General features: G+C 65.0%; 10 protein-coding genes and 2 pseudogenes. 5 read left to right on the top strand and 7 right to left on the bottom strand.

Annotated elements, in window-relative coordinates:
• The first annotated feature begins 48 nt into the window (after positions 1-48).
• The gene (locus tag QZH52_RS04630) at positions 49-1233 is read left to right on the top strand and encodes a fumarylacetoacetate hydrolase family protein (RefSeq protein ID WP_286535181.1); all 1185 of its coding nucleotides are present in this window, start codon (positions 49-51) and stop codon (positions 1231-1233) included.
• Here the strand turns inward: QZH52_RS04630 and QZH52_RS04635 are convergent.
• From QZH52_RS04635 to QZH52_RS04650, 4 genes are all read right to left on the bottom strand, one after another.
• Positions 1226-2434 carry an MFS transporter gene (locus QZH52_RS04635; protein ID WP_286535180.1) on the bottom strand — a complete coding sequence of 403 codons (1209 nt, stop codon included), beginning with the start codon at positions 2432-2434 and terminating at the stop codon, positions 1226-1228. The two genes, QZH52_RS04630 and QZH52_RS04635, sit on opposite strands and share 8 nt — an antisense overlap.
• A gap of 29 nt (positions 2435-2463) precedes the next feature.
• The gene (gene aqpZ / locus QZH52_RS04640; protein ID WP_286535179.1) at positions 2464-3207 is read right to left on the bottom strand and encodes an aquaporin Z; all 744 of its coding nucleotides are present in this window, start codon (positions 3205-3207) and stop codon (positions 2464-2466) included.
• 210 nt (positions 3208-3417) lie between these two features.
• The gene (locus QZH52_RS04645) at positions 3418-4185 is read right to left on the bottom strand and encodes an alpha/beta fold hydrolase (protein WP_301804571.1); all 768 of its coding nucleotides are present in this window, start codon (positions 4183-4185) and stop codon (positions 3418-3420) included.
• Positions 4182-5207: a M14 family zinc carboxypeptidase gene (locus tag QZH52_RS04650; RefSeq protein WP_436411532.1), complete on the bottom strand. Its 1026-nt coding sequence runs from the start codon at positions 5205-5207 to the stop codon at positions 4182-4184. The genes QZH52_RS04645 and QZH52_RS04650 overlap by 4 nt, the downstream gene beginning before the upstream one ends.
• An 85-nt stretch (positions 5208-5292) precedes the next feature.
• Between QZH52_RS04650 and QZH52_RS04655 the strand changes: the two genes are divergently transcribed.
• On the top strand, positions 5293-5424 hold the full coding sequence (locus QZH52_RS04655) for a hypothetical protein (protein ID WP_301804574.1): 132 nt from the start codon (positions 5293-5295) through the stop codon (positions 5422-5424).
• A 14-nt stretch (positions 5425-5438) separates the two neighbouring features.
• Here QZH52_RS04655 and QZH52_RS04660 read toward each other — a convergent pair.
• Positions 5439-5849, bottom strand: a pseudogene (locus tag QZH52_RS04660) (magnesium chelatase subunit ChlI family protein); the annotation flags it as partial.
• Between the two features lie 497 nt (positions 5850-6346).
• Between QZH52_RS04660 and QZH52_RS04665 the strand changes: the two are divergent.
• From QZH52_RS04665 to QZH52_RS04675, 3 genes are read left to right on the top strand one after another with little or no spacing between them, the layout of a single operon-like run.
• Positions 6347-7708 carry an AAA family ATPase gene (locus tag QZH52_RS04665; protein ID WP_301804577.1) on the top strand — a complete coding sequence of 454 codons (1362 nt, stop codon included), beginning with the start codon at positions 6347-6349 and terminating at the stop codon, positions 7706-7708.
• Positions 7709-7733: 25 nt separating this feature from the next.
• The gene (locus QZH52_RS04670; RefSeq protein ID WP_301804639.1) at positions 7734-8579 is read left to right on the top strand and encodes a metallophosphoesterase; all 846 of its coding nucleotides are present in this window, start codon (positions 7734-7736) and stop codon (positions 8577-8579) included.
• Positions 8576-9610: a metallophosphoesterase gene (locus QZH52_RS04675; RefSeq protein WP_366919262.1), complete on the top strand. Its 1035-nt coding sequence runs from the start codon at positions 8576-8578 to the stop codon at positions 9608-9610. The genes QZH52_RS04670 and QZH52_RS04675 overlap by 4 nt, the downstream gene beginning before the upstream one ends.
• 542 nt (positions 9611-10152) lie before the next feature.
• On the opposite strand, the gene QZH52_RS04685 is transcribed toward QZH52_RS04675, so the two are convergent.
• A complete protein-coding gene (locus QZH52_RS04685; protein WP_301804579.1) occupies positions 10153-11310 on the bottom strand; it encodes a hypothetical protein in 1158 nt (385 codons plus the stop codon).
• Positions 11311-11860: 550 nt separating this feature from the next.
• Positions 11861-12253: pseudogene (locus QZH52_RS04690) on the bottom strand (transposase); the annotation flags it as partial.
• Positions 12254-12362: the final 109 nt, after the last annotated feature.

Here is a 12362-nt window from a genome sequence, read left to right on the forward strand (position 1 = left end):
CGGGGCGCAGAGGCCGAAATCGCCGGCCCGCTCCCTGGAGACCTTCGCATGACCTCGATGCTTTCGCCCGCCCAGTCCCTGCCTCGCGATGCCGAGCGCGCCACCCTGGTCGGGCGCCTCTGGCAGCCCGACATCGGCCCGGTGCTGGTCGCCGTGCACGAAGGCGGCCTGCACGACCTGTCGCGGGTCGCCGCCACCGCAAGCCAGCTGCTGGAACTCGACGATCCGGTCGGCGCGGTGCGCGAGGCCCTGCGCGACGAGCGCACGCAGCGCGTGGCGTCGCTCGAGCAGGCGCTGGCCAACAGCGACGAGACCCGGCGCGACGCGCAGCACCCGTGGCTGCTCGCGCCCTGCGACCTGCAGGCGGTCAAGGCCAGCGGCGTGACCTTCATCGCCAGCCTGCTGGAGCGTGTGATCGAAGAGCAGTCGCGCGGCGATGCCTCCAAGGCCGAATCGATCCGCGCCGCGCTCGGCGGCGTGCTGGGCGACAACCTGGCGGGCATCGTGCCCGGCTCGCCGCAGGCCGCCAAGGTCAAGGACGTGCTGATCGCGCAGGGCGCCTGGTCGCAGTACCTCGAGGTCGGCATCGGGCCCGACGCCGAGATCTTCACCAAGGCCCCGGTGCTGGCCGCGGTCGGCACCGGCGCCGACGTCGGGATCCATTCGGGTTCGGTCTGGAACAACCCCGAGCCCGAGGTGGTGCTGGCGGTCGACAGCCGCGGCCGGACGCTCGGCGCGGCGCTGGGCAACGACGTCAACCTGCGCGACTTCGAGGGCCGCAGCGCGCTGCTGCTCGGCAAGGCCAAGGACAACAACGCGTCGTGCGCGATCGGGCCTTTCATCCGGCTGTTCGACGAGCACTTCGGCATCGACGACGTGCGCCGCGTCACGGTGGCGCTGCGGGTGGTCGGGCCCGAGGGCTTCACGCTCGACGGCGCGAGTTCGCTTTCGAAGATCAGCCGCGACCCGCTCGACCTGGTGTCGCAGGCGATCGGCCCGCACCACGCCTATCCGGATGGCTTGATGCTGTTCCTGGGCACCATGTTCGCGCCGACCCAGGACCGGCACGGGCCGGGCCAGGGCTTCACGCACGTGGTCGGCGACCGGGTGACGATCTCGGCGCCCGAACTCGGCGCGCTGCACAACCGAGTGGTGCATGCGGACCAGGCACCGCGCTGGACCTTCGGCATCGGCGCCTTGATGCGCAACCTGGCCGGCAGAGGGATCATCTGACGCGCCGCCGCTGGGCGCCGAGCAGCGCCAGCACGGCGACCAGGCTGGCCGCCAGCAGGATCCACAGGCCGGCCGTATAGCCGCCCGCGGGCGTCCACAGCAGGCCCAGCATCAGCGGCGCGATGGCGCGGGCGATCGCACTCGGCAGGCCGAGGGCGCCGTTCAGCGTCGCCACGTGCTCGCGGTTCACGTACTGCGCGATCGCGGTGCCCTTGACGATCGTCAGCATGCCGTTGCCCATGCCGTAGAACAGCACGAAGGCGAGCGCCGCGGCCGGATGCCCGGCGCCGGCCAGCAGGGTCGCCAGGCCGATCGGGATCAGGCAGGGAATCAGCCGGTTCGCCAGATGCAGGTCGAAGTGGTGCTCGAAGAAGTAGAGCAGGGCGCGGCCGAACACCTGCACGATGCCGATCGCGGCCGGCACCGCGATGGCCCAGGTCTCCGACAGCCCGGCGCCGCGCAGCAGGCTCACCATGTGCGGCGGCAGCGCGGCGGTCACGGCCATCAGCAGCACGGTGAAGACGCCGATGAGCAGGAAGGGTGCGCTGCGCAGGTAGTGGCCGACGGGACGCCGCGCCGCCGTGGCGCCCGCCGCCGGCACGGCGATGCTGCGCTTCGGCGCATGACGCAGGATGCGCGCGTGCAGCGGCGCGCACAGCAGCAGGTGGACCGCGGCCAGCACCCACAGTGCATGGCGCCAGCCCAGCTGCGCGATCAGCCAGGCATCGAGCGGAATGAAGACCGTGCTGGCCAGCCCGCCAAGGAAGGTGAGCGTGATGATGGCGCGCCGGAAGTCGTTGGGGAAGCGGCGCGTGACGACCGCGAAGGCCGGCGTGTAGAGCGTGGCCGCGAGCGCCGCGCCGAGCAGCAGCCAGGCCGCGTAGAAGCCGGCGGCGGTGTGCGCCACGCTGTTCAGCAGCAGTCCGGCGGCGATCAGCACCGAGCCGCCGGTCATCACGGCGCGCTCGTGTCCGCGGTCGATCCAGCGGCCGACGGGCCAGGCCATGACCCCCTCCGCCAGCAGCGCGAGGCTGAAGGCCAGCGAGGATTGGGCCCGGCTCAGGCCGAGCTCGCGCTCGACCGGCTCCATCAGGAGCGCGAAGGTGTAGAAGACGCTGCCCCAGGTCACGAGCTGGCCGAGGGAGAGCCAGCCGACGAGGCGGCGGTCGTAGGGGGGCGGCGGGGAGGGGGAGAGGCCCATGGGCCGACTCTACCGACCCGGGTCCGCGCTCAGCCTGCGGTTTCGAGTGCCGACGCCGCCGCGCGTGCTTCGCCAGCCGCCGAAGCCAGCAGCAGCTTGTAGATCACCGCCCCGATGACCGCGCCCATGATCGGCGCGACCCAGAACAGCCACAGCTGGTCGACCGCGATGGCCGGGCCGAACAGCGCCGGGCCGGTGCTGCGTGCCGGGTTGACCGAGGTGTTGGTCACCGGGATCGAGACCAGGTGGATCAAGGTCAGGCACAAGCCGATCGCCAGGCCGCCGAAGCCCGCGGCGCTGTTCCTGGCCGTGGCGCCGAGGATCACGATCAGGAAGATGGCGGTCAGCACGACCTCGGTCAAAAGCGCCGCCTTGAAGCCGAAGCCGCCCGGCGAATGTTCGCCGAAGCCGTTGGTCGCGAAGCCGCCGATCTCGGCGCCCGGCTTGCCGGTGGCGATCGCGTAGAGCACGAGGGCCGCGGCGATGGCGCCGAGCACCTGGGCGACGATGTAGCCGGGCAGCTCGGCGGCGCGGAAGCGCCCTGCCACCACCAGGCCCACCGACACGGCGGGATTGAAGTGGCCCCCGGAGACCGGGCCGAGGGCATAGGCGCCGGTCAGCACCGTGAGGCCGAAGGCCAGCGAGACACCGACGAAGCCAATGCCCAGGCCTGGGAAGGCGGCGGCCAGGACGGCGCTGCCGCAGCCGCCGAAAACGAGCCAGAACGTGCCGATGAATTCGGCCGACAGCTTCTTGAAGGTACTGTGTTCCATATTTTTTTGATCCCTGAATCTTCATGTGTGACAAACAAGCCCGTCGACCGAGGCCGAGGGCGGCCGGATTCTAGGGAGCCGGGCGGACCAAGAAAGCCGGCGCCGCGGAGCGGGCCGCGGTGATGCGCCGTTGTTCACGGAAGCTCGCGTTTTCTTTGCTGCCGCGGCGTCGGCAGGGGTGCCGAAGGCCCTCGGCGCTGATACACGGCGTTAAATTTTGTAATCGCCACGCGATGCCAACCACGCGCCGACGGCCTGCGCGAGCCAGGGCCCGTCGTCCAGCGGCAGGTCGTGCCCGGCGGTCGGATGCTCCACGATGTCCGCCTGCCATCGGCGCGCCAGGCTGTGCGAATTGCGCGCGTCGACCAGGGCGTCGCAGCGGCTCGCCAGCACCAGCATCGGCACGGCCGGCGGCTCTGCCGATGCGCGGTAGCGGGTGGCCGCGATCAGTTGCCGCAGCGCGTTGGCGCCGCTGACCGGCCGCGCCCGCCGCAGCGCGACCCATTGGCCGACGCTGTCGTCGTCCGGTGGCGGATGGCGGCTGGTGATGCGCAGGATCGTCTGTTCGCGCTGACTATCGCTCAACCATGGGCGCAGGAACCCGAGCAGGGCGGGGTAGTTCGCCGGACGCAGGCGCCAGTACCACGGGCTGAACGGGCGCAGGCTGGTGTTGACGAGCACGCAGGCGGCCAGCTCCCGGGGATGGCGGCGGGCCCAGTCGACCGCCACCATCCCGCCCAGCGACATGGCGAGCAGGTGGACCGGGGTCTCGACCCCGAGGGCCCGAAGCTGCGCGCGGCAGTGCTGCACCATGGCCTCGATGCGCAGCGGGCTGGTCTCGCGGTTCAGGCGCCCGTTGCCCGGCAGGTCGATGGCCAGCACGCGCGCGCCGGGCAGCCGCTCGCGCAGCAACCGCGGGAACTCGCCCCAGTGGCCGACTTCGCGCGTCAGCCCGCGCAGCAGCACCCAGGTCGTCATCGAGGCCCCCCGCTGTCGTACCAGCGCGCCAGCGCGCGCCGTGCATGGTCCGCGCGCTGGGCACCGGTCGGCACCCAGCGGGCGTGGCTGCAGGCCGCGCGCACGATGAAATCGAGCCACGCGACATGGCGGCGCAGCACCCGTTGCTGCCGGTGGGCGATGACCGGGTTGAAGATGCCGTGGCGCGAGAAGATCTGGCGCGGGTTCTTCTTGATCCAGAGCCAGGAGCCCATCTCCAGCGTCAACGGAAGGAACATGCCGGGCCGGTCGCAGGCGCGCAGGTAGAGGTGATCCCAGAGGTCGCCGTGCGTGAGGTACTGGCGGCTCTGCGGCTCCAGCACGAAGCGGTGGTGGGGCAGGGTGTCGTCGTGGATCTCGCACAGCGCATGCACCTCCGCCAGGTGCGCGATCGGCCGCGGCGTGTGGGCGTACGGAAACCAGATGCGGTCGGCGAGGCCGAAGCCCGAATGGCAGTCGATCGCCATGCCGAAGGGCCGGCCCATCAGTTCGGTCTCCACCAGTTCGCACAGCGCGGCGCTCTCGGGCTCCATGGGCGCGCCGAGCGGGCCCCGGTACCACGGCATGGCGGCGCTGATGCGCTGGCCGCCGATCAGGAAGGGCACGCGCTCGGCGGACTCGACCGGCGCATTGCGCATCAGGTCGACGCCATTCGGATTCGCGCGCGTGCCCAGCCACAGTCCGCCCGGGTTGACCAGCGGCATGAACACCAGGCGCACCGTCTTCAACTGGCGGTGCAGCGTGTCGTCCCACGGCAGTCGCATCACCAGGCTGCGCAGATAGGCGATGGTCACTTCGGCGCCGATGCGCTCCAGGCCGTGCACGCCGCCGAAGAAGCCGACCGCCGGCGCGTCCGGGCTGGCGCTGCCCAGCACGAAGGCCTCGACCGGGAAGCGCCGTCCGTCCGCCTCGATCTCGCACAGCCGGCGCCGCGTCATGCGCGGGCCGGCCAGCTCGGCGAGCTGGTGCAGCTCGATCAATTCGGGAAGTTCGGTCGTGGTCACTCGGGCGTGGCGGAGGTGGTGGGTCGCAGGATGGCGGCGGGGCGGCCATCAAAGCGTCACATGCCCGCGCTACGGTATCGTGACCATGCGACGAAATCATTCCAGTTCCGCCAGCCGGCTCCTTCGCGGCATCGGCTCCGCCTTGCTCTGGGGCGCGATCGAGTTCGTCGCCCTGGCACGCTCGCGCTGGATGTCGCGGCTGCACGCCGGGCGCTAGGGTTCAAAGCGCTTCTACGCCAGCTGCAGCGCCCGCCGGTACTGCACCGCCTCGGCCAGGTGCGCCGGCTCGACCGCATCCGCACCCGCCAGGTCGGCGATGGTGCGCGCCACCTTGAGCGCCCGGTGGGTGCTGCGGGCCGACCACCCGAGCCGCGTCGCGGCCAGTTGCAGGAACTTGAGCGCCGCCGGCGCCAGCGCCGCATGGCGGTCGATCTCGGCCCCCGCGAGCGCCTGGTTCGGCCCGCCCTGGCGCGCCAGTGCGCGCTCGCGCGCCGCCACCGCGCGGCCGCGGATCGTCGCGCTCGCCTCGCCGGCCGCGGCCTCCAGCAGCTGCTGCGCCGACACCCCGGGCACCTCGATGTGCAGGTCGATGCGGTCCAGCAGCGGGCCGCTCAGCTTGCCCTGTGTAGGCGACTCGGAATCGTCGCCGTCCAATTTCATTGAAATTCAATAGGTTGCGCAACAACTTTGAATTTGTTCTGGGCGCACAGGTGCCGAATTAAATGAGAAATACCCATTGAAAAAGCGGAGTTCATGGAGTGCTCACTTTATCTAGCAGCTCGGATCTATCCATGTCTTCGAATTTCCATTTATGTCTCGAGTACGAGCGAGAGCCTTGTTCCAGATTCTTTGCGCCACGCCGTATCATTTTCACGACGGGTATTTGATCGAAGGCAGGTATTGCCCATATGATGGCTCGACATACTGCTCCGTAAGACTTTCCTTCAATCCGCCATGTTGAACCTATCAACCGCAACCACCAAACGCATCGTTTTCGACATGCGTATGGTTATGCGCGTGGCGAATTTCTCGGGTTCCTCGACCCGTATCTCGAATCAGGCAATAGCGGCGGCCCACCCCCTAATCCTCATTCCCCAGTCTTAAGGAGCTGACCGATCGGCTCCGCCAAGGAGCCCAGAATGGTCAGCAAGAAAAAGAGAGTCAGCGTCCCTCCCGGGTATGGGATCCATGCTGATCCTGGCGACCTCTCCGGCGAGTTTTGCGAGCCCTTGCTCCTTCCAATCTGGCTCCTCGAGCAACTCGAGGTTGAAGCGCTCGAACGCGAACGCCTGCTGTTCGAAGAGCGTGAGCGCAAGAGAGCCGAAGACGATGCTGCCTACAAAGCGCGGCAAGAGGCAGCAGAAGAGGAGCGCTCGAAGCGCCCACCTCCGCCAGTGGCTCGCAGTTCCCTAACTCCCTTGCAGGCCGCGCAGGCCCTGACTGTCCCGGACGAACTGCCGCCGGCGCCACCGAACACCGTTGCTGTCTTCGACTGGCACGCCGCACGCGAGCGGTTTGACTCGCTGAAACGATACCCGGCCACGGCCGACAAAGAGATCATCGCCCGAGATCTGCGGCACTTTGCCAAGGCCATGGCCAACGGACCGTGGCGCACGGTCGCGAGGTCTGCGGCTTGGCGGGAAGATCTGCAGCAGCTTGCCGAGGAGATGCCGAATTTCGCTGTGGTTGTCGAGGCGATCCAGCGCGCCATGGCCCTTGCCGACCTGTCAGGGCGACCTCCGGCGCTGCAGCCCATCCTGCTGTTGGGAGCGCCAGGTGTGGGCAAGACGCACTTCACGCATCGCCTGGCGGAGTCTCTCCAGACGACGATCCATCTGCAGTCGTTCGACAACGCGCAGTCCAACACTCTCTTGAGAGGGTCGGAGCGGCACTGGTCCAACTCGTCCGTGGGCGCCCTGTGGGAACTCATTGTCCTGGGAGAAAAGGCGAACCCTGTTGTCCTCCTCGATGAGATCGACAAGGGCGCCAACGAGGGCGGTCACCACCGCCCTGTGGATGCGTTGCTTTCCTTGCTCGAGCCGGTCACTGCAGCGAGGGTGAAGGACGTGAGCGTCGATTTCGAGTTCGACGCGAGCCACGTGGTGTACGTGGCCACGGCGAACGATGCCGGGCGTATTGCCGCGCCGGTGCGCTCACGTTTTCTTGAGTTCTTCATCAAGGAGCCGGACATCGACGGGCGCCTGGTACTCGCGCACAGCATCTTCCAAGCGACGCTCAACCGGATGGTGCCGTCGGAGGAGGTTCGCGCGACGTTCGCACGTCCGACGGATCTCCAGATCTGCCGCCTGGCCTGGATGACGCCGCGCCAGATCCGCATGACGAGCGAGCAGGCTCTGGGCGCGGCCGCCTATGAAGGGCGCCGCCATTTCGAGGATCGCGACTTCGATGCGCCGAAGCCGCGCACGCAGGTTGCGGCGACATCTCGTCGGCCGAAGGACGGCGATGGCGATGAGATCTCTGTGTTCGTGGTCAGGAGTTGATGGAATGAACGACAGCACGCCAGCCATGAAGATCCTGATCCTTTCCGACTTGCACCTCGAATTCGCACCCTTCGAGACACCGCCGGCGCTCGAATTCGACGTCGTGATTCTCGCGGGAGACATCCATTCGCCTAGCCGGCGCGCAGTCCAGTGGGCTGAGTCGCGCTTCGCTGGCATGCCGGTAATCTACGTGCCTGGCAATCATGAGTTCTACGACAGTCGGATGGACCTGGCCCTATCCGAGGCACGCGCCGCGGCCGATGGTGGTCAGGTGCGTCTGCTCGATGGCGACGAGCTGGTGATCGACGGCGTGCGCTTCCTCGGCGCGACGCTCTGGACCGATTTCGAGCTTGCGATTGACACACCACGTGGTCGACGCAGCGACGCTTTCGTGAGCATGAAGAAGGCAACAAACCTCATGAATGACTACGCTCTGATCCGAGCGGTCGACGAGCTCGCAGAGCGCGATACTTGGCGCGCTCGCCACGGACGCAGGCTCACGGCTGAGGACACGCGCCAGATTCACCTCAAGCAGCGCACATGGTTGAGCCAGAAGCTCTCGGAGCCGTTCGATGGGCCCACTGTCGTCGTCACTCACCATGCGCCGCATCGCGGCTCGCTCGCGCAGCGATACGCGCAAGATTGGGTGTCGGGCGCTTTCGTGAACGAGCTGCCCGAATCCTTCTTCGATGTTCCAGTGCTTTGGGTTCACGGTCACACCCACGAGAGCTTCGACTATCGGGTACGTTCTTGCCGCATCGTGAGCAACCCCCGCGGCTACGTCAACTGGAGCGGCAGGGCAGAAAACGCCAAGTTCGATCCAGGCCTGGTCATCGCTGTGCAACGGACCTCCGAGGGGAACGGTCCTTGAAGCTCCTCATCCTCTCCGACCTCCATGCCGAATTTGAGACCTTCGAGCTTCCCCAGGGCCTGGACTTCGACGTGGCCATCTTGGCGGGCGACATCGTCGCACCTGGCCGAGTGGTGGCGCGCTGGCTGCGCAATCCGGCTCGCTTTGCTGACAAACCCGTCGTGCAGATCGCCGGAAACCATGAGTACTACGAATCTCTGCTGGACCAGGAAGAAGCCGAGATGCGCCGCGAAGCGAAAGAGCAAGGCGTCCACTTCCTTGATTGCGATGAGGTCATTGTCGCTGGAGTGCGGTTTCTCGGCTGCACGCTATGGACCGACTTTCGCCTGCGCATCGACAACCCCGGCTTCGCCGGGCAGCCGATGCGTCTGATCTCTGACCGATACCGCTCGATGACCGAAAGCGCTCGCTACCTGGCCGACTACTCCGCCATCCGCGTCGACGATCCGCACACCTCGATTTCGCGTGGGACGCAGCGCCTAGTCCCGATGGACACCTTGCAGATCCATCGGCGGCATCGCTCCTGGCTGCGCACGAAGCTCGCCGAGCCGTTCGAGGGACCAACGGTGGTGGTGACTCACCATGCACCGCACCGTAATTCGCTGGCACCGCGGTATGCCGAGGATTGGTCCTCTGGCGGCTTCGTCAATGAGATGCGGCCCGAGTTTTTTGAGGTTCCGGTGCTGTGGGTGCATGGGCACACGCACGATAGCTTCGACTACGTGGTGGGGAACTGCCGGGTAATCTCAAATCCGCGTGGCTATTTGAACTGGCACGGGGAGTTCGAGAACAAGTCTTTCAACCCAGCTCTTGTGGTCGAGGTCGTCTCCTCACCGGGGGTGGATGGGACTCGTGCCGAACAGGAACTGCTTGATCTCGCCACAGAGGTGTTCGGGAAGGAAGCCCATGCTTGGCTATGCACGGCGCATGTCCTCCTGGGAGGCCAAACTCCGGCGGAGTTCGCTGCTGCCGGCGGCCGAGAACGGGTGCAGACTATTCTTCGAACGATTCAGCACGGGGGCGTTGAATGACGCGACCTGCCACGGGACAGTAGCCGCGTGGTGAACTTGGGCCTCAGTGCCCACGTCCTTGTTGTTGTCTCCAGATAGCGGACCAGATTGATGGATTGCCAGAGCACGTCGAAACATAAATCCGGTCAAACTTTGAACGAACCGAACGACTGAGTTCCTCCAAGGTTGTCGCACCTTCCAAACCACGAAAATCAACAGCTTACGAGCGCCGTTTTCAAAGTTGCATCACTCGCGTTTTCATTGTTCCGCCGGCGCAGGTGCAGCGAGCATCCAAAGGCCGCTTCCGGGCTCCATTGCCATCCGCTGTAAGCCCGGTTCGGGCCCGTTGCTGCCGTACGCCTTTCTCGGAACCGGACGTTCGACATGTCGATTCAAGGCCGGACAAGTATGAACGTTGATGCGCATACGCGTTTTCGCCACCGGGTCGCACTCAGCAATCACCCTCAGACCGACGGCCCTACCGCGGCGTCCTAAGTGGCTTTCGAACTTGGCCTCAAACGTCTTCGACGACTGCTGCACAGCAGCCCCATCGACTCACGCGGCTACTTCACCAGCTTCGTATGTTTTTCCACAACCGCATCGCACCAAGAGGCGAATGAACCGGAATAAGGAATCACCGTCAGGCCAATATCGCCAACATGAGGAAATACACTCTTGACTTTCGAGACTTGTGCATCCGAATTGCTCAAGTCAACGTAGAAGAGAGCCTTCTCATTGCCGTCCGTTCGGTCTTCCGCGAATTGCCTAATGATTAGTCGCAAGAGCGCGTCCTCCTCGGGCAGGCTATATCCGACCACGACTAAGTACGAGGTCTCATGCAAGAGCCTGATGACCTTCGGGAACATAGCGCGAAAGTAGCTCTGAGTGTAGTCTTGCTCGCGTGAAGCGAGCATCAATTGAGGCGGATTTAGCCGCAGTTCCGCATCCGATTTCTGGTTTCTATAGTCCACCTCAAAGCCATCGGCGCTCTTAAACACTTCGAATCCGCCATTTATCTTTAGCAGGTTGCCCACCAGCCAATTTTCGTGCACTACAATCCTTGGAGGTTTTCCGGAGTATTTAATCGGAGTAATGCCGCGGTAGGTGTACAACGAATAGGTGTCGTCCGGGGCAAGGACGCTATCCAAAATGGCTTCAAGGACAAAGTCATAGTTGGTCGTCAGAAAGTTCGCTCGCAGGCCTCGCGGCAAGCCCTCTGACCCGTCGCCTGCGCGGCCGAGCGTTCTAAAGAGGCGTTGTATCGCTCTCTGCTCCATAGTTAGCTGGCCGGGTATGTGCAGCTTCTCGTTCGCCTCAAAGTACATTGGCGCTGTATCCTCGAACTTCTTCCGCACGAGATACCTCAGATGCTTCTCGACCATATCCAGATTTTGGTCGTCGATGTACCGAGGGCGCATCTCTGGATACTTCCGCATCATGCCAATCTGGTAAACGATATCTTTGAACAGAGACGCACTCAAGTCCAGATTAAAAGGCGGATAGTTGTTCAGCGCCAAGAATTCTTCAAGCGGGCCACCATGCTTGTGCCACTCTTTGTAAGAAAAAGAGAACAACGCGTCGCCGACCGGAAACCGCGAATCCCAGGATTTGGAGAAGCCCGCACCCAGAAAGAACGTAACGTTAGTGAGTGGAATGTTTGTAGGAACGTTGGGATGGGCCCTCGCCAGCAGCTCCGCAAACAACTTCGTGGATTCAGTCATAACGCTTTCTTCTGGTTATAAGCACAAGCACGCAAGGGCGATGGCCGTCGTAGTGCTTGCAAGATTGCATTTCTGCCGAAGCTTCTCAAAGCTCGGCCTCGTACTGCATGCTGGACTTTATCCAGCGCAGGAACTTTTCTGCGGTCTCCACCAGGAAAACCGGATGGGGCGTGACGAAGTTCCGCTTCTATGAGGACTTGTTTGTCAAGCGGTGACGGTCAATATATCGATGGATGAGATTTCATGATGGCCTCTGCACAGCATTCAGTCTACGGACGGGGCTTGGCTCGAGAGATGCATCCGGGTCCAAGGTCGGGGCGTGACGAGCGTTCGAGCCACTGCTCGGACGAGCTTCTATCCGTGCACGGTGTGGATGCCGTGCACCTCATGCAGCATGCGCTAAGCGCAATGGCAAACCCCTGTTCCCGACGCGCCCCATCTTATTGGACGGTCACTGTGCAGTGACCCGCGGAAGTTCCGGGCGCGTCGACCTTTGACCATCAATGTGTTCCTTGCCTAACCGTGTGGGGGTGGAGTTACTCGCGTTGCTTCACGCGCCGGCCGGCTTGAGCATCGCACCGGACGGAATTTCCCCATGTTCGAGGTAGCGCCACAGCGCGACGGCCAGGCGCCGTGCCAGCGCCACAATGCCCACGCGCCGCATGCGCGTGCCACTGCCGGCGAAGCGCCGGTTGAACCACTGCGTCAACGCGCTGTCGGGCTGCAGGCGCAGCCAGCCCCAGGCGAGCTCGACGAGCAACGCCCGCGCTCGCTTGTTGCCCGCCTTGCTGATGCCTTGCTCTATCTTGCTGCCGCCGCTGTCATAGGGCGTAGGCACCAGACCCAGGCAGCCAGCCAGTTCGCGCCGATTGGCGAAGTGCCGCCAGCCGAAGAGTTCCTTGTCCAGCACCCAGGCTGTCTTGAGACCGATGGCCCGCAGCTGTCAAGGGTCGCCGGATATTCCCCAGTCGTGGTCGTTCAGATTTCCCCACCCGGTTGAGATGAGTCGTCGTCGTGAGGCCGTACGAGACCGGCCTTGAGCTTGTCCTTGA

This window comes from Variovorax ginsengisoli, from assembly GCF_030486595.1.
In the GTDB taxonomy this organism is placed as follows: Bacteria; Pseudomonadota; Gammaproteobacteria; order Burkholderiales; family Burkholderiaceae_C; genus Variovorax; species Variovorax ginsengisoli_B.

What these genes read in the sequence shown, in the direction of transcription:
- QZH52_RS04630 (WP_286535181.1), top strand. Translation starts at nt 49, where the DNA reads ATGACCTCGATGCTTTCGCCCGCCCAGTCCCTGCCTCGCGATGCCGAG.
- QZH52_RS04635 (WP_286535180.1), bottom strand. Translation starts at nt 2,434, where the DNA reads ATGGGCCTCTCCCCCTCCCCGCCGCCCCCCTACGACCGCCGCCTCGTC.
- aqpZ (WP_286535179.1), bottom strand. Translation starts at nt 3,207, where the DNA reads ATGGAACACAGTACCTTCAAGAAGCTGTCGGCCGAATTCATCGGCACG.
- QZH52_RS04645 (WP_301804571.1), bottom strand. Translation starts at nt 4,185, where the DNA reads ATGACGACCTGGGTGCTGCTGCGCGGGCTGACGCGCGAAGTCGGCCAC.
- QZH52_RS04655 (WP_301804574.1), top strand. Translation starts at nt 5,293, where the DNA reads ATGCGACGAAATCATTCCAGTTCCGCCAGCCGGCTCCTTCGCGGCATC.
- QZH52_RS04665 (WP_301804577.1), top strand. Translation starts at nt 6,347, where the DNA reads ATGGTCAGCAAGAAAAAGAGAGTCAGCGTCCCTCCCGGGTATGGGATC.
- QZH52_RS04670 (WP_301804639.1), top strand. Translation starts at nt 7,734, where the DNA reads ATGAAGATCCTGATCCTTTCCGACTTGCACCTCGAATTCGCACCCTTC.
- QZH52_RS04685 (WP_301804579.1), bottom strand. Translation starts at nt 11,310, where the DNA reads ATGACTGAATCCACGAAGTTGTTTGCGGAGCTGCTGGCGAGGGCCCAT.